The following is a 21157-nucleotide window of genomic DNA, read 5'->3' as shown; positions in this document are numbered from 1 at the left end:
ACGGCCGTGTCACGACGCCGATGCCCACTTGCGCGCCCGCGAGACAATGGACGGTGGCCCGTTCCACCCGGCGGGTCAGCGCGACGTACGAGGAGGAGAAGACATGGCGGAGCCCACGCCGCGTCGGAACGAACCGCGGCTACGCCCCGCGCCCCTGCTCTTCGAGCCCGCGGAGGCGGCCTCGGACCCTGAGCACTTCTTCGACCTCGAGTCGATCGACGACCCCCGCGCCCTGCTGGCCCGGGCCACGGAGCTGACGCTGGCCTTCCGGGCGGCGGCGGACCGGGCGGTGGAGTTCCAGGCGATGGCGGCGGCGCAGCTGGCCGATCCGCGCCGGTTCGACCGGCTGACGGCGGCGGACATCGCCGAGCGGGCCGAGTGGACCGAGGACTACGCCAAGAAGATGGTCGAGTTCGGACGGGACCTGATGCGGGGCGAGGCCGAGGGCCGGGGCCCCGGCGACCCGGTCTAGACCGGACGCCGCCCGCTCACCCGGCATATGCCAGGCGGGCAAGATACCCCCGCCCACCCGTTCCTGTCCCGGTTTCGCGCAACCCTCGGGAACCGCGCGTTCACGCCCGGTACACCTGGAGGCATGAGCAGCGCATGGAACGCCTCCCGCGTCACCCCGGACGGAGCCGCCTGGCTCGCCTCGGCAGGAACGTATCCGCGAAGCACGCTCGCCTTCTGGGAGGAGCGGCCGGACGCACCGGTCGTGCTGCCCTGCGGGGCGGTCTTCGACGTGGTGAGCGCGCCCGCGATGTTCGGCCGGCGGATGCTCGACCGGCTGTGGGACGACGGGCCCGGCTCGGGCCCGGTGGCGGAGTACCGCGGCAGGATGCTGCTGTTCGCCGCGCCCGGCACGGCCCAGCGGCTGCCGGCGCTGCTGGAGTGGGAGGAATGGGGCGCGCACGGCCGGGAGGCGGACGCCGCGGGCGCCCGGGAGGGCTGCCGCACGGACGCCGTGCCGCCGCTGCTGTGCCACGGCACCGGCGACGCGGTGACCGTCCCCGCCCCCGCGGGAGGCCTCTCCCGCTCCCGCTGGCTCGTCGCCCCCGACACCCGGCAGCCCTGGCTCCCGGGCCCCGAGGTCCTGCTGTGGGCGGCGGTGCGGGCGGCCCGGTCCGCGGTGCGGATTTCGATTTTTTCTCCCGCCGACCAGGGTGCTAAGGTCTACGACGTCAGCAGGCGCCGCTAGCTCAGTTGGTTAGAGCAGCTGACTCTTAATCAGCGGGTCCGGGGTTCGAGTCCCTGGCGGCGCACGACAGTGGAAGGCCCCTCGCGAGAGCGAGGGGCCTTTCGCGTGCCGCGGGACGACGGCCGCCCGGCCTCAGTGGCCCACTCCGATCTTCACGATCCACGCCCCCGAGGCCGTCCGCCCCTCCACCTCGACGCGTACGCCCTCCCCCGGCACCGTGAAGCTCTCGCCGAGCGCGATCGGGGCGTCCGCGAGCGGCGGGTAGACCGAGTCCTCCCAGCAGGCCTCCGTGCGCGGGTGGGCGTCGATCACCTCGATCGGCCCGCCCCCGGACTGCGCCCCGCCCCGCACCCGGTACACCAGCACGCCCTGCCGGCACGCGGCGGCGTCGTTGCCCGCCGGTCCGCGCGCCTCGAAGGCGAGCACGCTGTCCCGCCCCGTGCGCACCACCGCGAGCTTGGTGCCCCGCCCGAGCCCGAACGCCGGCGACCCGGCGGCACCCTCCACCGGCACGCCCGGCCCCGCCGCCAGCGGCTCCAGGGTCAGCCGGGCGGGCCCGGCGTCCTGGACGCACCGCACCTGCCGCGAGTCCAGCCAGCCCAGCTTCCACTTGTGCCAGCCGAACAGATCCGGGGCGAGCCCGAACTGGCTGCCCATCAGGTCCCAGTCGCCGACGTGGGTGTCCCAGTCGCCCTTGCCGTCGGCGGGGCGGTGGTACAGATCGGGCAGGTCGAACACATGGCCGGTCTCATGGGCGAGCACCAGCCGGTCCGGCGGATGCTGTTCGAACACCGTGACGATCCGGCGCAGGTCGGTGCCGTCGGCCCGCAGCGGGCTCGTCAGGTTCACCACCTTGGTCGCGTCGGAGTCCACGCCGGGCGCGTCCGGGTCGGCCACGAAGTACACGACGTCGTAGCGCGAGAAGTCGACCTGCGGGTCGGCGACGGAGAGCGCGTCGCGCAGGTAGGCGGAGCGGTGCTCGGGGCTCCAGTCGCGCTGTATGGCGTAGGCCGTGGAGGGCTGCGGCATCCGGATCCAGTGCCGCAGCGGGTGCGGGCGCAGGGTGAACCGGCCGTAGGAAGCCCGTTCGAAGAAGCGCGTGGTCGCCGGGAAGTGGTCGGCGGTCAGCTCCTGCGGCGTGGTCAGCGGATGGGCGTCCGGGAACGACAGGAAGACCATCACCGCGTCCAGGGCCCGGGCCGGGCGCGGATAGGCCGCGTTCCAGGTGTCCAGGCCCTCCGAGTGGTGCGCGTCGGTGCGCGTCAGGGCACAGGGCGCGGCGGAGTCGGTCTCGGCGGCCGAGGGGCCGGTGCCGAGGGAGGTCGCGGCGAGGGCCGACATGGTGGTGAACACGGCCGCGGTACTGCGCAGTCGGGCGCGCGGAAACGGACGCGGCACGGGTACCTCCGGGTACGGTTCGCGGGACACCGCACCCAGCCTGTGGTCATTTGTCATATTTCGCGCTGTTTATCTGCACCACATGGGTGAAGGGCTCGAAAGAATGCGGGCGCCGACACCCCCGAAGCACTCACGGAACGTCACAACTGGTCGGGGGCTTGAAGAAGCCGTCCAGGTGCGAGCAGAAACGATCTGGCAGAAGGGCCGATTGGTCGGGGAGACTGGACACCGGCTGGAAGGCCCTGGTGCCAGCCTCTATGATCGGCACACTTTCCTGACCTTTCCTGCACGGACAGAGATCGAATACATGCGGGAGCGAGCGGTGAGCGGAACCTCCGAAGGGCCGGCGCCCGCGGCAGACCTCGACCGGCCGGTCGTCACAGAGAGTGAGATCGACACGTCTCCCCGTACCGGGCCCCTGTCACGGCCGCCCTACCGTGCCGTCTTCGCGGCCGCCCCCCTCGCCATGGCCGTGGTCGACCGCGAGGGCCTGGTCGTGAGCGCCAACGACGCGCTCGCCGCGCTGCTCGGCCACGCCCCGGACGAGCTGGCCGGGTCGGTCGCCGCCGACCTCGTGGACCTCGCCTCCGACACCCGCAGCCTGCACGCCTACCGCGAGGTGCTGGGCGGCCGGCAGTCCCGGTTGCGCTGCACCCGCCGCCTGAAGCACCCCGACGGGCACTCGCTGTGGGTGCAGGTGACGGTCGCGCCGCTGCCCGAGGAGGACCGGGCCGTGCTGCTGACCGTCGCCGACGTCAGTGCCCGCCGGGAACTGCAGGCCCGGCTGCGGCACTTGCAGATGCACGACCCGGTGACCCGGCTGCCCAACCGCACCCTGTTCTTCGAACGGCTGTCGGCCGCGCTGGAGGCGGAGTCGTACGAGCAGAGCGGCACGGGCCGGATCGGGCTGTGCTACCTGGACCTGGACGGCTTCAAGGCCATCAACGACACCCTCGGCCACCGCGTGGGCGACCGGCTGCTGGCCGCCGTCGCCGAGCGGCTCACGCGCTGCGCGGACGAGGCCGGCCGGTCGCGCGCCAGTGTCCCGCTGGTGGCCCGGCTCGGCGGGGACGAGTTCGCGCTCCTCGTCGAGGACTCCACGGGCACCGAACAACTGGCCGAACTGGCCGAAGCGGTCCTGCGGGCCGTGCAGGACCCGTTCGACCTCTCCGGGCGGCGGCTGTCGGTGTCGGCGTCCATCGGGGTGGTCGAGCGGCACGCGGCCGGCACGACCCCCACGGCCCTGATGCAGGCCGCCGACACGACGCTCTACTGGGCGAAGGCCGACGGAAAGGCCCGCTGGACCCTGTTCGACCCGGAGCGCAACGCCCACCGCATGACCCGCCAGGCCCTCGCCTCCACGCTCCGGCCGGCCATCGACCGGGACGAGTTCCGGCTGGAGTACCAGCCGCTGGTCGGCATGGAGGACGACCGGCTGCACGGGGTCGAGGCGCTCGTCCGCTGGCATCATCCCCAGTTCGGTGTACTGACGCCGAATCGGTTCATCGGACTCGCGGAGGAGGACGGCTCGATCGTCCCGCTGGGCCGCTGGGTGCTGCGCACCGCCTGCGAGCAGGCCCGCCGCTGGCAGGTGGACCACCCCGACGAGCCGCCGATCTTCGTCAGCGTGAACGTGGCGGTGCGGCAGATCTGGGACTCCGACCTGGTGGCGGACGTGGCGCAGACCCTGGCCGAGACGGGGCTCGCGCCGCACCTGCTCCAGCTGGAGCTGACCGAGTCCGCGGTGATGGGCTCGGCGGGCCGTCCGCTGCAGACGCTGAAGGCGCTCAGCGACATGGGGGTGCGCATCGCCATCGACGACTTCGGCACGGGCTACTCGAACCTGGCGTACCTGAGCCGGCTGCCGGTGTCGGCGCTCAAGCTCGACGGGTCCTTCGTGCGCGGCTTCCAGTACGACGACCGGGACGCGGCGACCCGGGCGAACCCGGCCGACGAGGTCGTCGTCGAGGCGATGATCCAGCTCGCGCACCGGCTCGGGCTGACCGTCACGGCCGAGTGCGTGGAGACCTCGGCGCAGGCGACCCGGCTGCGGCGCATCGGCTGCGACACCGGACAGGGCTGGCTGTACTCCCGCCCGGTGTCGCCGGACCGCATCTCCGAGCTGCTCGGCACGCCGGACGTTCAGGCGGAGGCGGGCGTCGCCAATCCGTAGGCGTCGGCGATGAGTTCGTAGCTGCGGACGCGCACGTCGCCGCCGTGCGCGTTGGCCGTGATCATCAGCTCGTCGGCGCCGGTGCGCTTGGCCAGGTCGTCCAGGCCGGAGCGGACCTCGTCCGGGGTGCCGTGGATGACGTTGGCGTTCCAGGAGTCGACGAAGTCGCGTTCCATGGGGCTGAACGCGTAGGCCTCCGCCTCCTCCGGGGTGGGCACGAGGCCGGGGCGGCCGGTGCGCAGCCGGACCATGCTCAGGGCCGCGGCCAGCACCTGGCGGCGGGCCTCCTTCTCCTCGTCGGCGGCGAGCGCGGAGACGCCGATCAGGGCGTACGGCCGGTCGAGCACGGCGGACGGCTGGAAGGACTCGCGGTACAGGTCCAGGGCCGGGAGGGTGTTCTGCGCCGAGAAGTGGTGGGCGAAGGCGAACGGCAGGCCGAGCGACCCGGCCAGGCGGGCGCTGAAGCCGGAGGAGCCGAGCAGCCAGATCGGCGGGCGGTGCGGGGACTGCACGCCGCCGGGGGAGGTGGCTTGCACCGGGCCAGGGACGGCGTGGATGCGGCGGTAGCGGTGGCCGTCGGGGAAGTCGTCGTCGAGGAACCGGGTCAGCTCGGCGAGCTGGAGGGGGAAGTCGTCGGCTCCCTCGTTCAGCCGGTCGGTGCGGCGCAGGGCGGCGGCGGTGGCGCCGTCGGTGCCGGGCGCGCGGCCGAGGCCGAGGTCGATCCGGCCCGGGGCCATGGCCTCCAGCGTCCCGAACTGCTCGGCGATCACCAGCGGGGCGTGGTTGGGCAGCATGACGCCGCCCGAGCCGAGGCGGATGCGCTCGGTGTGGGCGGCCAGGTGGGCGAGGATCACGGCCGGGGACGAGGAGGCCACGCCGGGCATGGAGTGGTGCTCGGCGACCCAGTAGCGGTGGAAGCCGCGCCGCTCCGCGAGACGGGCCAGCTCGACGCTGGTGCGCAGCGCGTCGGTGGCGGTGCGGCCGGCCCCCACGGTGACCAGGTCCAGTACGGAGAGGGGGACGGGGGCGCTGCCCTGCGCCGTGCCGCGAATCTCGTCTGCCGCGCCGCGTGTGTCGTCTGCCGCCACGGTGGGGTGCCTCCTGCTGTGGGCCGTGTGCTGTCGTCCCGGCCACAACAGGGGACTGTCTCCGTTTATTCCCGGACCCCGGCGCCCCGGGGCGGTCAGGCGGCCTGCTCCCAGTCCTCGCGCGCACTGCCGGGCGGGGGCGGGGGGCCGCTCTTCTCGCGGGCCCGCAGGACGGTCCAGGCGAGGGCGGCCGCGGCGAAGGTCCACCACGGCAGGGGCCATACGGCGTTCCACCAGCCGGCGCGCGGCCGCCCGAGGACGTCCACGGCGGCGCCGGCCATGGCCGCGGCCAGGCTCCAGCACAGCAGGCGTGCGGCGAGCCGGACGGCGCTCGTGGGGGATCTGAACGGGCCCGGTGCGGCCATCGGGGCATCCTTCACGGCACGACTGGCTGCGGACGTGGCCAGTGTGCATGCGCGGGACGCCGGAAGGGGAACGCGCTTTCGGTCAACTCAAGAGCCGTGCGAGAAGGCGGAGTTGAGCATTCCTCAGCTTCCGGGCGGGGTACGGGAGCGCATATGAACCGGTTTGCCCCGAATAAGCGGTAGGACCGATTCCGGCCCGCATGGCAGGCCCGTTCGCGGGCACCGGCCCCTCCGGTCGACTCCGGGAGGACGCCTTGGACTTCATGACGCGGCGTGCGGTGAAGTGGCTGCGGGTGACGTTCACGGTCGCCGTGGGCCTGAATCTCGTCGAGGCCGTCGGGGACCCGGGCGGGGCGGTGTGGACGGCGGTCCGGCTCGCGGCTTCCGCGGCCTTCACCCTGGCCCTTCTCGCCTGCGCCGTGCTGGGGGTGCTGCGGTGGCGCCGCGCGAGGGGCGGATGAGCGGGCGGCGGCGCGGGACCGGTCTGCGGGAGCGCCGGCGCGGTGCCGGGGCGGCGGGCGTCTTCGGGGCCGTGGTCGCCGGGCCGCAGCAGGTGCTCGACTCCGGCGTCGGCTGGGACTTCCTCCTGGGCTCGGCGGTCGGGGGCGCCGCGGGTGCGGTCGTCGGCTTCGCCTTCCCCTCCGTCCTGCTCCGGCGGCGCCGGGGGCGGCCTCCCGTCCCGCCGCCGCCACCGCCGTATCCCCCGCCCCCGCCGCCCGAGCGGAGGACATGAGGCCGCCCCACCGCCGGGCAGGACTCACGCCTGCACGATCGGCTCCCGCGTGAACAGCGCGCCCAGCTCGGGTGCGTTGACCCGGCGGTCGGCCAGCCGCAGGGCCTCCCAGACCGTGACCTGGTTGGCGGTCAGGACCGGCTTGCCCAGCTCCTTCTCCAGGGCCGGGATGTGCGCCGCCGTGTGCAGGGCCGTGTCGGGCAGGAGGAGCGCCTCGGCGTCGGGGTGGTCGGAGTCGCGGGCCAGGGCGAACAGTTCCGGCTCGCCCCACGCGCCCACCTCGGCCGCCGTGCGGGCGCCCGAGCTGGTGACCGACACGATGTCGACGCCGTCCGAGCGCAGGAACTGCGCGAAGAGCTGCGCCACCTCCTCCGGGTACGTCGCGCCGATGGCGACCCGCCGCACGCCCAGTTCCCGCACCGCGTGCACGAAGGCGAAGGAGGTCGAGGAGGCGGGCATGCCGGCCGCCACGGCGAGGGTGCGGACCTGCTCCTGGGCGCCGTCCCAGCCGTGCACGAAACTGCCGCCGGCCCAGACGACCGCCTCCGCGCCGGCGTGCCGCAGTTCCTGCACCCGCGTCGCCAGCCGTCCGGCGGAGCCCGTCTCCAGCAGCGCTTCCACCCGGTGCGCGTCCTCACCGATCTCGGTGTGCACCAGGTCCACCCGGATGTCGCTGCCCAGCAACTGCTCGATGCGGGGATAGTCGTCCTCGGCGGAGTGGCCCGGGTAGAGGAATCCCAGTGCTGTCATGTCCAGCCTTCCTGCCGCTGCTCTTCTTCCGGTACTACGGGGCCGGGGTCCGCCCCGGCGGTGCGGGACCGCAGCGCGCCGCCGGATCGATCAGCGCTCGGTACGGTCCCACCGCACGGGTACCCCGTCGGTGCGGCGCCGCCCACATCGTCACGTGGTCGGCCGAGATCACCGCTCGCACCTCCCGCCGCCGACGGAACCGCCCGCCGTACAGGCGCGGGTCTCGACGTCGAAGGGGGCGGCGACGCCGGCCCCGGCTGCGGGCCGGGCCCGCCGGGAAGAGGGGCGTCCAGGGCGGGGCACGGGCCTCACGCTGGGCGACGCACAGGCGACGGAGCGTGAGAACGCCTTGTTGACGCCGGTGGGTTCGGGTGCGAGCGTGGTCGTTCCGCCCGGATCGCCCGTGCGTCATCACCGGGTCACCTCGTCGTCGCCGGCGGCCCCGTGCGGCTCCCGGCACCGCCGAACGGCTGGAGGAACGGCTGCTCATGCCCACCCCCACCCTGCTCGTCCTGGACGCCGACCCCCTCCCCCGCCTCGGCCGCCTCACCGGCCGCGCGCGCGTCGAACACACCGACGCGGCGGGGCTCGCGGAGTGCCTCCCGCGCGCGGATGTGCTCCTGGTGTGGGACTTCACCTCGCGCGCCGTCCGGGACGCCTGGCCGGGCGCGGGACCGCGCCCCCGCTGGGTGCACACCGCGAGCGCCGGGGTGGACCACCTGATGTGCCCGGAACTCGCCGCCTCCGACACGGTCGTGACCAACGCCCGCGGCATCTTCGACCGGCCGATCGCCGAGTACGTCGCCGCGCTCGTCCTGGCCATGGCCAAGGACCTGCCGCGCACACTGGAGCTGCAGCGGGAGCGGACCTGGCGGCACCGCGAGTCGCGCGGGGTCGCCGGGAGCCGGGCCGTCGTGGTCGGGTCCGGGCCGATCGGCCGGGCGATCGCGCGCACGCTGAAGGCGCTGGACGTCACGACCGCGCTGGTCGGGCGGGCCGCGAGCTCGGGCGTGCACGGCCCGGAGGACCTGGACCGGCTGCTGTCGCGCGCCGACTGGGTGATCGCCGCCGCGCCGCTCACCGAGCGGACGCGCGGCATGTTCGACGCCCGCCGCTTCGGCGTGATGCAGCCGTCCGCCCGGTTCGTCAACATCGGCCGCGGCCCGCTCGTCGTCGAGGACGCCCTCGCCGAGGCCCTGCGCAAGCGCTGGATCGCGGGCGCGGCCCTGGACGTCTTCGAGACCGAGCCCCTGCCCGCGGACAGCCCGTTGTGGCGGGCCGAGGGCCTGATCGTGTCCCCGCACATGAGCGGCGACACCGTCGGCCGGCGCGACGAACTCGGCGCCCAGTTCGTGGAGTTGTACGAACTCTGGGCGTCCGGCGAGCCGTTGCGGAACGTGGTCGACAAACAGCGTGGGTACGTACCCGGACACTGACGTTCCTGGGAGGGCGGATGACCGAACTCACCGAGCTGACGGCCGTACGACTGCTCGACGGGTACCGCACCGGCGAGTTCGGTCCCGTACAGGTGGCCAGGGCGGCGCTGCGGCGGGCCGAGGCGATCCAGCCGGAGGTGAACGCCTTCGTCCGGCTGACCGCCGAGGACGCGCTGGAGCGGGCCCGGGAGTCCGAGGAGCGCTGGCGGCGCGGTGAGCCACGCGGGCTGCTGGACGGGGTGCCCGTCACGGTGAAGGACATCCTGCTGCTGCGCGGGGCGCCGACCCTGCGCGGCTCCAGGGCCGTCGATCCGGCGGGCCGCTGGGACGAGGACGCCCCGTCCGTGGCCCGGCTGCGCGAGCACGGGGCGGTGTTCCTCGGCAAGACGACGACGCCCGAGTACGGCTGGAAGGGCGTGACGGACTCGCCGCTGAGCGGTGTGACCCGCAACCCGTACGACCCCGCGCGCACGGCGGGCGGTTCGAGCGGCGGCAGCGCGGCGGCCGTGGCGCTCGGCGCGGGGCCGCTGTCGCTGGGCACGGACGGCGGCGGCAGCCTCCGCATCCCGGCCTCGTTCTGCGGGATCTTCGCGCTGAAACCGACCTACGGACGGGTGCCGCTGTACCCGGCGAGCGCCTTCGGCACGCTGGCGCACGTCGGCCCGATGACCCGGGACGCGGCGGACGCGGCCCTGCTGCTGGACGTCATCGGGCAGCCGGACTCGCGCGACTGGTCGGCGCTCGCCCCGCCGCCCGGGTCGTACGCGGCGGGGCTGGCGGGCGGGGTGCGCGGGCTGCGGGTGGCGTACTCGCCGTCGCTGGGCGGGCAGGTGGCGGTGCGGCCCGCGGTGGCCGCGGTGGTGCGGCGGGCGGTGGAGCGGCTGGCCGGGCTCGGCGCGTACGTCACGGAGACCGACCCGGATGTCACCGACCCGGTGGCGGCCTTCCACACGCTGTGGTTCAGCGGGGCCGCGCGGGTCACCCAGCGCCTCGCCCCGCACCAGCGGGAGCTGCTCGACCCGGGCCTGCGGGAGATCCGCGCGCGGGGCGCCCGGTGTTCGGCGCTGGACTATCTGGCCGCGGTGGACGTCCGCATGGACCTGGGCCGCCGCATGGGCCGCCTCCACGACGCCTACGACCTGCTCGTCACGCCGACTGTGCCGATCACGGCGTTCGAGGCGGGCGCCGAGGTGCCGAAGGGATCGGGTCACCGGCGCTGGACGGGCTGGACGCCCTTCACGTACCCGTTCAACATGACGCAGCAGCCCGCCGCGAGCGTGCCGGTCGGTTTCGACGGGGACGGGCTGCCGGTCGGTCTGCAGCTCGTGGCCGCCCGGCACCGGGACGATCTGGTGCTGCGGGCGGCCCACGCGCTGTACGAGGCGAAAGTCGCGCCGGGCGGCCCGCCCACGCCCTCCTGAAGCCCGGCACCGCCCAGGACCGCCCGGCACCGCCCGGGACATCTCCGACCGGGTTCTGGCGTTCGAGTACCGCACCCGGGATTCCTCAGCGCAGTGCTCCGACTACCGCCCGTGAGCAGGGAGAACGCGGGACCACCCGGATGGGGCATGCGCTTGGCATATGCCAGTGTGTCATTGCCCCAGTTCGGGTGCCCGGGAATCTTGTCAACCCCCGCTCCCCGCGGCGGCTTTGCCGGTTAACCTGGACACGGTTCACTGACCGGATCACGGCCCTACAGCAAGCGCAGGGGGAGACCACCGTGGCGCTGAAGCACGAGCCGACCACCCCATACCACTCGGCCCAGGAAGCCCTGCGCGTCCTGGAGACGGTGGCGCGAAACAGTTCCGGCGTCACCGACGCCGAACTCGCCCGGCACACCGGCATCGGCCGGGAGCGACTGACCACGCTCCTGCGCATGCTGCGCCGCGAGGGCTACGTCGAGCAGATCGCCGACGGCGCGTACGTCACCGGCGAGACCCTGGCCCGCCTCGCCTCCGCCCGCCGGCGCGAGCAGGCCCTGCGCGACAAACTCCAGCAGACCCTGGACCGGCTGCGCGACTCGGTCGGCGCCGCCGTCTACATGAGCCGCTACGTCGACGGCGAGATCAGCGTCACCCAGTACGCCGACAGCCCGGCCACCCCCAAGGTCAACGAGTGGGTCGACTTCCGCTCCTCGGCCCACGCCACCGCCATCGGCAAGAGCCTGCTCACCCAGCTCGACCACGCGGGCCGCCGCGACCACCTCGCCCGGCACAAGATGGCCCGCCTCACCTCGCGGACCATCACCAGCGACCGGCTGCTGCTGTCCCGCCTGGAGGCCCAGCCGCCGACCGTGCCGGTGCTGGACCTGCAGGAGTACGCGGTCGGCACGGTCTGCGCGGCCGTCCCCATCACCGCCGGCTCCTCCGTCGGCTGCCTGGCCCTGTCCCTGCCCGTCGAGCACGCCCACCGGCTGCGCCAGGCCGCGGACACCCTCAACCGCAACGCCGCGCCGGTCCTGCTGTCCATGGCGATCTAGGGCCTGGCCGGGTGGTCCGGAGCACCCCTGCGGACCAGGTAGTATTTTCTCCGTCGCCCGCCGCGGAACACCGTTCCAGCGGCTGGCGGGAGTCATGCGCCGCTAGCTCAGTTGGTTAGAGCAGCTGACTCTTAATCAGCGGGTCCGGGGTTCGAGTCCCTGGCGGCGCACCATGACGATGGGCCTCTCGTGGGAGCGAGGGGCCCATCGGCGTGTCCGGGAGGTCAGGGCGCCACGGACGTCCCCCGGTCGACGCCGGAGACGAGGTCGCCGTACGGGCCCGTGGCCTGGCCGTACGCGGTGAGGAAGCCGGCGCAGCACAGCGCGACCACGCCGAGGAACGCGAGCGGGCCGACGGCGGTCATCGTCCGCCTCGCGCGGCTCGGCGCCAGGGCCGTGGCCACGACCCTGCGGCCGCCGGTGTAGTGGACCGTGACGTAATCGCCCACGGCCGTCGCGGACGGGCCGCCGTCCTCCTCGAAGCGGATGACCCGGCCGTCGTGCGTGATGAACTCGTACACGTGACGGAGTCCGCCCCGCCCGGCCGGGTGCGCCCCGAGGTACCGCGCCTCGGCCGTCAGTCCGCTGTCCCAGGCGCCGCGGATCCGCCACCAGCACCGCACCAGGCGAAGGGCCATCCAGCCGGCCAGAGCCATGAGCAGGCCGGGCACGACGTAGCGGATCACGTCCATCGCGCACCCCCGGGGTCGGCGCGCCGGCCCCGAGCGGCCGGTGCGGGAGGAACCTACCCACGCCGGCCGCGGCGGTGACTCAAGGGAACCTCAGAGGTTCAGAAGGTGACGTCCGAGCAGGCGTAGAACGCGTTGGCCGTGTCGGCGATCGTCCACACCGCGACGATGACATGCCGGCCGCTGAGCCCGGACGGCAGCGTGCCCGTGTGGGAGAGGGTCGACGGCGGCCGCTGCCCGTTGTACGGCACCGTGAAGAACGGCGTGAGGTTCAGGTCGGACCGGGACAGGTTGTGGTTCTGGTTCCAGCCCGGCTTGGTGATGTAGTACTTGAAGTCGGTCGTGGCGTGCATGGCCGTGAACTGCCAGCGGAACGTGTAGGCCTGGCCGCCCGTCACCTTGGTGGCGGGCCATGCGGCGCCCGACGGGGTGCGGGGCGCGCTGAGCTGGCTGAAGTGGCCGACGCCGCCGTTGCATATCTGCCCGTCGGCCGGTCCGGAGGCCGGGAAGCCCTTCGGCCCCTCGACGCTCTGCGGTTCCCACTGGATGGAACCGCAGTTGGTCACCGTGCCGTTCTGACAGAGCTTCTGCCGGCTGATGGGCAGGTCGGTGTAGCCGTGGCCGCTGGCACCGCCGGAGGAGAGTACGAGGGCTCCGGTCGTGGCCAGTCCCACCGCGAGTGCGGACAACTTGGTCCTTGTGCGCATGCTGCCGCTCCTGGAGAACGTGGGGGAGTTTCACTGAGGCGTGCAGGTAGGTCTAGACCAAGTCTGAGAGTATGACCGCAAGTTGAACATGTCCATACCAATCACGGACCTGTTTCCCCACGGCCCGCGCAGAACGCCACCGTCAGGTCCTTCACCAGCACCTTGCGCTCGTAGTCGTCCAGTTCGACCAGCCCGCGCATGGTCAGCCGGGTCACCGTGTCCTCCACCGAGTCCACGACCGAGGTGAGCACGCTCGCCCGGTGCCGGGCGTCCAGGGCGGCGATCCGGCGGCGGTGCATCGCGGCCGCCACCTCGGGCGCGTACTCCACGCGCAGCGGCTGCACCGAGAACACCTCCAGGCCGACCGGGGCGGCGTCCGACGCCACCAGCCGGGTCAGGGCCTCGGCCGCCGCGTCGCCCGGCCCCTTCGCCCCGCCCGGCGTCTCCACCGGCACCCGGGCCAGGGCCGCCTCCACGCACTCGCGCAGGTACGACTCGTGGTCCTCGACGCCCAGCATGGCCCGCGCGGTGTCCCGGACCCGCCACACCACCTGGACCACCACCCGCAGCGCGACCCCGCTCCCGTCGGCGGCGGGCAGCGGCTCGCTGCGCCAGTGCCGCAGCCGTACGTCCACCCGGCGGCGCAGCAGCAGCGGGTTGACCCACAACAGTCCGGAGCGCCGGACCGTGCCGCGGTAGCGGCCGAACAGGTCCAGCACCCAGGCCCGGCCGGTGCGGCCCCGGGCCAGTCCGCCGAAGCCGAACAGGCCGAGCGCGCCCGCCCCCGCGTACGCCGCCCACTGCGCGGGGCCGAGCCCGGCCCCGGCCTGCGCGGGCAGCCGCAGCGCCTCCACGACGAGCGGCGGCAGCAGCCCGGCCCACCAGGAGGTGGCCGCACACCCGGCCGCCCCGCACGTCCCGGCCAGCACGCCGGCCGCTCCGGGCAGCACCCGCGCGGGCCGTTCGTCCAGGCCGGGGTCGACCTGCGGCACGGGCCGCGGCGCCGCGGTGGCCGCGCGCCGCGGCCGGGGCTGCTCGCCCGTGCCCTGCCTGCGGCTGACCACCGCGGGCCGCAGCGCCACCGTGGCCGGGTCGGGGTCGTCGCGGAACAGCAGGTGGACGGGGATCTCGGTGGTGGCCTCGTTCTGGATGAGCCGGGCGGGCCGGGCCGGCCCCCCGGCGGGTCCCTCGGATTCGGACGGGTGGGAAGTGGTCGTACTCACGCGTGCCTCCAGCCTCCGCGCCAGATGCGTCACAACGGTGGTCCCCGGCGCCGGATCCGTGCCCGGACGCGGCGGGTACGGGCCACACGGACCGGCCGGGGGTCGGATCCGGCCGGATCGGCCGGGTCGGGTGCCGGCCGGTCCGGCCGGCGTGCGAGACGGGCCGGACCGGCCCGCCGCGCGGGGCGACGCCCCTCGTGCCGGACTACGAGAAGAGCCGCCGCCAGGTCTCCGGCCCCGGGTAGCCGTCGGCGGCGCCGCCCCGCCAGCCCTGGGTGCGCTGGAACGCCTCCACGGCCCGCCGGTCCGCCTCGCTCCAGCGCGGCCCCGGCCCGACCGCGTAGAACCTGCCGAACCCCTTGCGCACCAGCTGTCTGCCGAGCCGGGTGACGTAGACGTTGTCGGCGCCGGGCCGGAACATCGCCCGCCCCGGGTAGCCCGGGACGCCGTGGGAGGACGGCGGCGGCCCCACCGCACCGTCCTTGACGTCCCTGCCCGCGCCCGTGACCAGCAGTTCCCAGGTGCGCGGGCCGGGCAGCCCGTCCGCGTCGGCACCCGTCCAGCCCTGCGCCCGCTGGAAGGCCCGGGTGGCCCGCCGGTCCGCGTCCGTCCAGCGCGGTCCCGGGCCCGAGGTGTAGGAGGCCCCGGCCCCGCGGGCGACGAGCATGCGGCCGAGCCGCGTCACGTACGCGTTGTGCGCGCCGGGGCCGAAATACGCCGCCCCCGGAAACGGCGTGGCCGCCGGGGCGCCCGGCTTGCCGCCGTCCGGCTCCGGGGCCGGCTCCTGTGCCGTGACGCCCTTGTACCGGTAGGGGACGTACCGGTCGGAGTCGCTCCAGTAGGCATACGGGGTGGACTGCCGGCGGGTGTGCGGGCGGGTCTGCTCGTAGGCCAGGTAGGAGCGGTGGGTGTCGTCCGTCCAGCCGCCGAAAATGGTGACGTGCGAGCCTTTCTCGGGGTCGGCCGCATTGTGGAACAGCAGAATGTCGCCCGGCTGGAGTTCCTCCTTGGAAATGGGATCCGCGTACTGGGCGAGGCTGCCCGTCCATTCGTTCCCGGGCAGTCGCCAGGCCATCGAGACATAACCCGAGCAGTCCTGCCGGTAACCGTCGGACCAGTAGGCGGTCATGCTGTACGACACCTTCGCGGCGACCCAGGTCTCCGCCCGGTCGATGATCTCCGCGCGGGTGAGGGCGGAGGGCTTGCGCGGCAGGGCCGGACGGCCGGCCGGGCCGTGCAGCGGCGCCCGGTCCCCCTGGGGCGTGTCGCGCTCCTCACCTGTGGGAACACCCGGCCGGTGGGGGGCGTGCGACGGGGCGGCCGCGGCCGGTGCGGCGGGTGTCGCGCCGAGTGCGGCGGACGCCACGGCCGCGAGGGCGAGGGCCCGGTGGGCGGCCGGGTGGGCGGTCCCCCGGCCCGCCCGGGAATGCGGCAGGACGCGGCGCCAGTGGACACAGCCGGGGCAGTCGCAGTCGCTCGCGGGGTCGAATTCCTCGAATACCGGAGACTCCATGCGATTCCCCTCACACTTCCGGCGGAAAATGCGGTGCCCGTGGACGTCCGGGCGCGCGTCGTCAGTTTCGCAACTCTCTTCCGCACGCGCATGCTGACGGTCCGAATGATGTACGCGCCCCCCTTCCCGGGGGACCCCGCGGGACGGGCGGGGTGGTCCGGAGCACCTCCGCGCGTCCTGTAGAGTTACCTCGTCAGCGCGCGCCGCTAGCTCAGTTGGTTAGAGCAGCTGACTCTTAATCAGCGGGTCCGGGGTTCGAGTCCCTGGCGGCGCACCGACCAGGAGGGCCTCTCGGAGACGAGGGGCCTTCCTGCATGTCCGGACAGTCACGCGTCCCGGTTTCCTCCTGGCCGGAACTTTTCTCTGGCCGGAACCGGGGCCACCGCACGTTTGGCCGGATACCCTCTGGCCATGGCAGCGCGTGACCTCCAGGAGCGGATCAAGAAGCTCATCCTCGACCGCCGGCTGGCCTCCGGGGCCCCGCTGCCGACCGAGCCCGAACTGATGGAGTACCTCGGCGCGAGCCGGAACTCGGTCCGCGAGGCGCTGAAGGCGCTCCAGGCGATGGGCATCGTCGAGATCCGGCACGGCTTCGGCACCTACGTCGGCCCGATGTCCCTGGCCCCGATGATCGAGGGCCTCGCCTTCCGCACGGTCGCCGGGCACTACCGGGGCGAGGACTCGCTGCTGCAGCTGCTCGAACTGCGCGAGGCCGTGGAGACGGGCCTGGCCTCCCGGCTCGCGGGACGGATACCGCAGGACGACCTCGTTGAACTGGACGCGCTCGTCGACCGTATGGAAGAGCAGGCCGCGCAGGGAGCCGGCCTCGCCGAGACCGACCGCGCGTTCCACGCCACCCTCTACCGAGGGCTGGACAACGTGCTGCTGAGCGAGGTGCTGGAGGCGTTCTGGGACGCCTTCCACCGGGTCAGGACGGACCTGGGGGGCGTGCCCCAGGACCCGAAGGTGACCTGCCGGCAGCACCGGGAGATCCTGGACGCGGTGCGGTCGGGCGACGCGATGCGGGCGGAGGAGGCCATAAGGGAGCATTTCGGCAACATCCGCGCCCGCCTGTCCACAACGGCTCCACAGGGTCCTCACACGCGCCACAATGAACGCGTATGACCGGTAAACACCGCGTTTCGCATCTTGCGATCATGATGATCGCCGTAGAACCCTGGTTTTCTGGTTTTTCAAGATGCTGCGGTTTCGCGGCAGTTGGGGGGATTCGGAACCGGTTGCGGACTGCGCGGGGGTAGGGGCCCCGTTCATGAAGCGATGCCGTGGGGGGCATCATGCAACCGGAAGGTCGTATTGCCATGTCTATAGGGTGTGGATGACGTGGTGACTGCGACCCACCACTGATACGTCTGTGAAGGTCGAGGGGGACCGCAGCAGACGGTAGGAAGCGACGAAACACGCGGTGGTCCGCGTGTGGGGGGATGACTCATGACGTCGAGGCCCACGGGTGCCCGGCAGGAAAACGACCCGTCCCAGACGACCCAGCTGAGGGTGCCGTCTCACCGGATGAGCACCACGGGGACGTTCCGGCGGATCAAGAAGACGCTGCCGAGATACGACTACGAGCACTACAGCCGGCTCGCGGGTCCCCTCACCCAGCCCGATCCGAGCAAGCCGTACAAGGTGCAGTACCGCTCGCTCATCTCGCAGGAGCCGCACCGCATCCGGGTCGCCCTGATGCTGGCCGCGGCCCCGGTGCTGTCGCTGGTGCTGCTGTTCTGGCTGCTCCAGCCCGAGCACTGGACCGAGCGCGACTACCCGGCCTTCGACTGGCTGCCGGCGCTCGACATGGTGATGCTCGTCTCGATCGGCCTGATCGAGTTCTTCCGCTGCATGAACGTGCTGTCCAACGCGCACGCCACGCTGGTCGCCCGGGACCCGATCCCGGTGGTGCCCGAGGTCGGCACCCGCGTGGCCTTCCTCACCTCCTTCGTGCCCGGCAAGGAGCCGCTGGAGATGGTGACGAAGACCCTGGAGGCGGCCGTCAGGATCCGCCACCGCGGTCTGATGCACGTCTGGCTGCTGGACGAGGGCGACGACCCCGAGGTGAAGGCGGTCTGCGAGCGCCTCGGCGTGCACCACTTCTCCCGCAAGGGCGTCGCGAAGTGGAACCAGGCCAAGGGCCCGCACCGCGCCAAGACCAAGCACGGCAACTACAACGCCTGGCTGGAGGCGCACGGCGACGACTACGACTTCTTCGCCTCGGTCGACACCGACCACGTGCCGCTGCCCAACTACCTGGAGCGGATGCTCGGCTTCTTCCGCGACCCGGACGTCGGCTTCGTCATCGGCCCGCAGGTCTACGGCAACTACGACTCGTTCGTCACCAAGGCCGCCGAGTCGCAGCAGTTCCTCTTCCACGCCCTGATCCAGCGCGCGGGCAACCGCTACGGCGCCCCGATGTTCGTCGGCACGTCCAACGCGGTGCGCATCAAGGCGCTCAAGCAGATCGGCGGCCTGTACGACTCGATCACCGAGGACATGGCCACCGGCTTCGAGATCCACCGCCACAAGAACCCGGCGACGGGCAACAAGTGGCGCTCGGTCTACACCCCGGACGTGCTCGCCGTCGGTGAGGGCCCCAGCGCCTGGACGGACTTCTTCACCCAGCAGATGCGCTGGTCGCGGGGAACGTACGAGACGATCCTCAAGCAGTACTGGAAGGGCTGGTACTCGCTGCCGCCGAGCAAGCTCTTCAACTACACGATGATGATCATCTTCTACCCGATGTCCGCCCTGAACTGGATCCTGGCCGCGCTGAGCTGCTGCCTGTTCCTGGGCCTGGGCGCCTCGGGTGTGAACATCGACCCGGCCGTGTGGCTGATGCTCTACGGCAACGCCTCCGCCCTGCAGATCGGGCTGTACGTCTGGAACCGCCGCCACAACGTCTCGCCGCACGAGCCGGAGGGCTCCGGCGGTGTGGCCGGCATGGTGATGTCGGCGCTGTCGGCGCCGCTGTACGCCAAGGCGCTGATCGACTCCGCGCTGCGCCGCAAGAGCAAGTTCGTGGTCACGCCCAAGGGCGACTCCGCGAGCCCCGACCGCTGGTTCGGCACGTTCCGCTACCACTGGTACTTCATCCTGATCTTCGGCGGCTCGATCGCGGCCGGTTTCGCCTTCGGCCACTCGCACCCCGCGATGATCATCTGGGCGACCTTCGCCATGCTGATCACGGCCACGCCGATCTTCGCCTGGCGCTGGCAGCTGAAGCAGGACGCCAAGAAGCCCGCCGCCCCCTCCGGGGAGCCGCCGCAGGACTCCGCGGGCCCGCACCGGACGCAGCCGCTGCCCGTCCCGCAGCAGCACGCGCCGCACGCCCCGCAGCACAAGCCCACGTGGGCCGCGACCCCGGGCGCACACGGGGAGGTCGGGGGAACCGACCAGACCATGCAGATCGCCCTTGGTGGACTTGGGGGACGTAAGGAATGAACGACCGTGCAGGCCGCCGCCGGGCCCGTCGACTCGCGATCGGCACGGCGGTGGTACTCGCGCTGGCCGGGATGAACGGGCCGTGGCTCTACCGCTTCAGCACCGAGAAATACCACCAGTACAAGATCAACAAGCCGGAGTACAAGGCCGCGAACGGCAAGTGGGAGATCATCGAGTTTCCCGAGGAGTACCGGCAGAACACCATCCACGCGGCGCTACTGCGCACCGGCAAGGTGCTGCTCGTCGCGGGGTCGGGCAACAACCAGGACAACTTCGACGCGAAGAAGTTCGACACCCGGATCTGGGACCCGGTCAAGGGCACGATCAAGAAGGTGCCCACGCCCAGCGACCTGTTCTGCACCGGCCACACCCAGCTCGCCAACGGCAACCTGCTGATCGCGGGCGGCACCAAGCGGTACGAGAAGCTCAAGGGTGACGTCACCAAGGCCGGCGGCCTGATGATCGTCCACAACGAGAACCCGGACAAGCCGATCACGCTGCCCGCCGGCACGAAGTTCACGGGCAAGGAGAACGGCAAGACGTTCGTCTCCAAGGACCCGGTGCTGGTGCCGCGCGCCAAGAAGGTCTTCGACAAGGCCACCGGCAGGTTCCTGCGCAACGACCCCGGCCTCGGCCGGATCTACGTCGAGGCGCAGAAGCGCGGCAAGAGGTTCGAGACCGGCACGCAGGACAACTACCGCGTGCACGGCCTGAAGGGCGCCGACGCCAAGAACACCTACGGCATCGCGCAGAAACTCGCCCTGGACAAGAAGGACTTCCAGGGCATCCGGGACGCCTTCGAGTTCGACCCGGTCGCCGAGAAGTACATCAAGGTCGACCCGATGAAGGAGGCCCGCTGGTACCCGACGCTCACCACCCTGAGCGACGGGAAGATCCTCAGCGTCTCCGGCCTCGACGACATCGGCCAGCTGGTCCCCGGCAAGAACGAGGTCTTCGACCCGAAGACCAAGAAGTGGACCTACACGGACAAGGTCCGGCAGTTCCCGACCTACCCGGCGCTGTTCCTCATGCAGAACGGCAAGGTGTTCTACTCGGGCTCCAACGCGGGCTACGGGCCGGACAACGTGGGCCGCGACCCGGGCGTGTGGGACGTGGACACCAACAAGTTCACCAAGATCCCCGGCCTGAGCGACCCCAAGCTGATGGAGACGTCGGGCACGGTGCTGCTGCCGCCGGCGCAGGACGAGAAGTACATGGTGATCGGCGGCGGTGGCGTCGGCGAGTCCCAGCAGTCCAGCGAGAAGACCCGGATCGTCGATCTGAAGAAGCCGAACCCGAGCTTCGTGGACGGCCCGTCCTTGGACAAGGGGACCCGGTACCCGAACGCCTCGATCCTGCCGGACGACAGCGTGCTGATCTCCGGCGGCTCGGAGGACTACCGGGGCCGCGGCGACTCCAACATCTTCGAGGCGCGGCTGTACGACACGGCGAAGAACGAGCTGAAGCGGGTCGCCGACCCCCTGGTGGGCCGCAACTACCACTCCGGTTCGATCCTGCTGCCCGACGGCCGCGTGATGTTCTTCGGCTCCGACTCGCTCTACGCCGACAAGGCCAACACCAAGCCGGGCGAGTTCGAGCAGCGCATCGAGATCTACACCCCGCCCTACCTCTACGGCGACGCCGACCGGCCCGCGCTGTCGGGCGGGCCGCAGACCATCGAGCGCGGCGGCACGGGGACCTTCACCTCGGCGGACGCGTCGCGGGTCGACAAGGTGCGGCTGATCCGGCCGAGCGCCGCCACGCACGTCACGGACGTCGACCAGCGCTCCATCGCGCTGGACTTCGAGGCGTCCGGCGACAAGCTGACGGTGACCGTGCCGAAGAACCGCAACCTGGTCCAGGCGGGCTGGTACATGCTGTTCGTGACGGACGCCCAGGGCACGCCCAGCAAGGCGCAGTGGGTCAAGGTGCCGTAGCCGAACGGCTGAAGGGGC

General features: G+C 72.5%; 19 protein-coding genes, 3 tRNA genes and 1 pseudogene. 14 read left to right on the top strand and 9 right to left on the bottom strand.

What is annotated here, in order from left to right; all coding sequences use genetic code 11:
* Positions 1–103 precede the first annotated feature (103 nt).
* The 3 genes from ACIGAN_RS24075 to ACIGAN_RS24065 all read left to right on the top strand — a co-directional run bounded on the left by ACIGAN_RS24075 (position 104) and on the right by ACIGAN_RS24065 (position 1262).
* The gene (locus ACIGAN_RS24075; RefSeq protein WP_365740521.1) at positions 104–472 is read left to right on the top strand and encodes a hypothetical protein; all 369 of its coding nucleotides are present in this window, start codon (positions 104–106) and stop codon (positions 470–472) included.
* A gap of 123 nt (positions 473–595) precedes the next feature.
* Complete coding sequence (locus ACIGAN_RS24070) at positions 596–1198, top strand: bifunctional DNA primase/polymerase (protein WP_399860363.1); 603 nt, start codon at positions 596–598, stop codon at positions 1196–1198.
* Positions 1189–1262: transfer RNA gene (locus ACIGAN_RS24065), tRNA-Lys, on the top strand. The genes ACIGAN_RS24070 and ACIGAN_RS24065 overlap by 10 nt, the downstream gene beginning before the upstream one ends.
* 68 nt (positions 1263–1330) lie before the next feature.
* On the opposite strand, the gene ACIGAN_RS24060 is transcribed toward ACIGAN_RS24065, so the two are convergent.
* A complete protein-coding gene (locus ACIGAN_RS24060) occupies positions 1331–2653 on the bottom strand; it encodes a M6 family metalloprotease domain-containing protein (protein ID WP_399860361.1) in 1323 nt (440 codons plus the stop codon).
* 250 nt (positions 2654–2903) lie between these two features.
* Here ACIGAN_RS24060 and ACIGAN_RS24055 point away from each other — a divergent pair, with 250 nt between their 5' ends.
* Positions 2904–4769: a putative bifunctional diguanylate cyclase/phosphodiesterase gene (locus ACIGAN_RS24055; RefSeq protein WP_365086165.1), complete on the top strand. Its 1866-nt coding sequence runs from the start codon at positions 2904–2906 to the stop codon at positions 4767–4769.
* On the opposite strand, the gene ACIGAN_RS24050 is transcribed toward ACIGAN_RS24055, so the two are convergent.
* Together ACIGAN_RS24050 and ACIGAN_RS24045 are read right to left on the bottom strand one after the other, a co-directional pair.
* On the bottom strand, positions 4739–5857 hold the full coding sequence (locus ACIGAN_RS24050; RefSeq protein ID WP_365740525.1) for an LLM class flavin-dependent oxidoreductase: 1119 nt from the start codon (positions 5855–5857) through the stop codon (positions 4739–4741). The genes ACIGAN_RS24055 and ACIGAN_RS24050 overlap by 31 nt on opposite strands.
* Positions 5858–5952: 95 nt before the next feature.
* Positions 5953–6222, bottom strand: a complete 270-nt coding sequence (locus ACIGAN_RS24045) for a hypothetical protein (protein ID WP_399860357.1) — start codon at positions 6220–6222, stop codon at positions 5953–5955.
* Positions 6223–6485: 263 nt separating this feature from the next.
* Here ACIGAN_RS24045 and ACIGAN_RS24040 point away from each other — a divergent pair, with 263 nt between their 5' ends.
* Together ACIGAN_RS24040 and ACIGAN_RS24035 are read left to right on the top strand one after the other, a co-directional pair.
* Positions 6486–6683: a hypothetical protein gene (locus ACIGAN_RS24040; RefSeq protein ID WP_399860354.1), complete on the top strand. Its 198-nt coding sequence runs from the start codon at positions 6486–6488 to the stop codon at positions 6681–6683.
* Positions 6659–6955 carry a hypothetical protein gene (locus tag ACIGAN_RS24035; RefSeq protein WP_365740529.1) on the top strand — a complete coding sequence of 99 codons (297 nt, stop codon included), beginning with the start codon at positions 6659–6661 and terminating at the stop codon, positions 6953–6955. The genes ACIGAN_RS24040 and ACIGAN_RS24035 overlap by 25 nt, the downstream gene beginning before the upstream one ends.
* A 24-nt stretch (positions 6956–6979) precedes the next feature.
* Here the strand turns inward: ACIGAN_RS24035 and ACIGAN_RS24030 are convergent, their stop codons facing one another.
* Together ACIGAN_RS24030 and ACIGAN_RS24025 are read right to left on the bottom strand one after the other, a co-directional pair.
* Entirely contained in the window at positions 6980–7705 is a 726-nt protein-coding gene (locus tag ACIGAN_RS24030) for a maleate cis-trans isomerase family protein (protein WP_365740530.1), read from the bottom strand.
* Positions 7702–7877 (bottom strand): annotated as a pseudogene (locus ACIGAN_RS24025) (decarboxylase); the annotation flags it as partial. The gene ACIGAN_RS24030 and the pseudogene ACIGAN_RS24025, both read right to left, overlap by 4 nt.
* A 316-nt stretch (positions 7878–8193) precedes the next feature.
* On the opposite strand from ACIGAN_RS24025, the gene ACIGAN_RS24020 reads away from it, so the two are divergent.
* From ACIGAN_RS24020 to ACIGAN_RS24005, 4 genes are all read left to right on the top strand, one after another.
* Positions 8194–9141 (top strand): D-2-hydroxyacid dehydrogenase, encoded by a 948-nt coding sequence (locus tag ACIGAN_RS24020; RefSeq protein WP_365740531.1) that lies wholly within the window; start codon positions 8194–8196, stop codon positions 9139–9141.
* Positions 9142–9158: 17 nt separating this feature from the next.
* Complete coding sequence (locus ACIGAN_RS24015) at positions 9159–10562, top strand: amidase (RefSeq protein ID WP_399860350.1); 1404 nt, start codon at positions 9159–9161, stop codon at positions 10560–10562.
* 299 nt (positions 10563–10861) lie between these two features.
* Positions 10862–11620 carry an IclR family transcriptional regulator gene (locus ACIGAN_RS24010; protein ID WP_365086188.1) on the top strand — a complete coding sequence of 253 codons (759 nt, stop codon included), beginning with the start codon at positions 10862–10864 and terminating at the stop codon, positions 11618–11620.
* 96 nt (positions 11621–11716) lie between these two features.
* Positions 11717–11793 (top strand) — tRNA-Lys (locus ACIGAN_RS24005).
* A gap of 51 nt (positions 11794–11844) precedes the next feature.
* Here the strand turns inward: ACIGAN_RS24005 and ACIGAN_RS24000 are convergent.
* From ACIGAN_RS24000 to ACIGAN_RS23985, 4 genes are all read right to left on the bottom strand, one after another.
* On the bottom strand, positions 11845–12312 hold the full coding sequence (locus ACIGAN_RS24000; RefSeq protein WP_365740536.1) for a hypothetical protein: 468 nt from the start codon (positions 12310–12312) through the stop codon (positions 11845–11847).
* Between the two features lie 98 nt (positions 12313–12410).
* Complete coding sequence (locus tag ACIGAN_RS23995; protein ID WP_365086194.1) at positions 12411–13016, bottom strand: lytic polysaccharide monooxygenase auxiliary activity family 9 protein; 606 nt, start codon at positions 13014–13016, stop codon at positions 12411–12413.
* Positions 13017–13117: 101 nt separating this feature from the next.
* Positions 13118–14239 carry an SPFH domain-containing protein gene (locus ACIGAN_RS23990; protein WP_365086197.1) on the bottom strand — a complete coding sequence of 374 codons (1122 nt, stop codon included), beginning with the start codon at positions 14237–14239 and terminating at the stop codon, positions 13118–13120.
* Between the two features lie 205 nt (positions 14240–14444).
* Positions 14445–15752, bottom strand: a complete 1308-nt coding sequence (locus ACIGAN_RS23985; RefSeq protein WP_399860346.1) for a peptidoglycan-binding protein — start codon at positions 15750–15752, stop codon at positions 14445–14447.
* A 200-nt stretch (positions 15753–15952) separates the two neighbouring features.
* On the opposite strand from ACIGAN_RS23985, the gene ACIGAN_RS23980 reads away from it, so the two are divergent.
* From ACIGAN_RS23980 to ACIGAN_RS23965, 4 genes are all read left to right on the top strand, one after another.
* Positions 15953–16026 (top strand) — tRNA-Lys (locus ACIGAN_RS23980).
* A gap of 137 nt (positions 16027–16163) precedes the next feature.
* The gene (locus tag ACIGAN_RS23975; protein WP_365086203.1) at positions 16164–16877 is read left to right on the top strand and encodes a FadR/GntR family transcriptional regulator; all 714 of its coding nucleotides are present in this window, start codon (positions 16164–16166) and stop codon (positions 16875–16877) included.
* A gap of 324 nt (positions 16878–17201) precedes the next feature.
* Entirely contained in the window at positions 17202–19202 is a 2001-nt protein-coding gene (locus tag ACIGAN_RS23970) for a glycosyltransferase family 2 protein (protein ID WP_399860342.1), read from the top strand.
* Positions 19199–21139, top strand: a complete 1941-nt coding sequence (locus ACIGAN_RS23965) for a kelch motif-containing protein (RefSeq protein WP_365738919.1) — start codon at positions 19199–19201, stop codon at positions 21137–21139. Before ACIGAN_RS23970 ends, ACIGAN_RS23965 begins: the two co-directional genes overlap by 4 nt.
* Positions 21140–21157 lie beyond the last annotated feature (18 nt).

This window comes from Streptomyces sp. NPDC085931, assembly GCF_044540565.1.
Lineage (GTDB): Bacteria > Actinomycetota > Actinomycetes > Streptomycetales > Streptomycetaceae > Streptomyces.
This window is presented reverse-complemented; position numbering and strand designations above follow the sequence as displayed.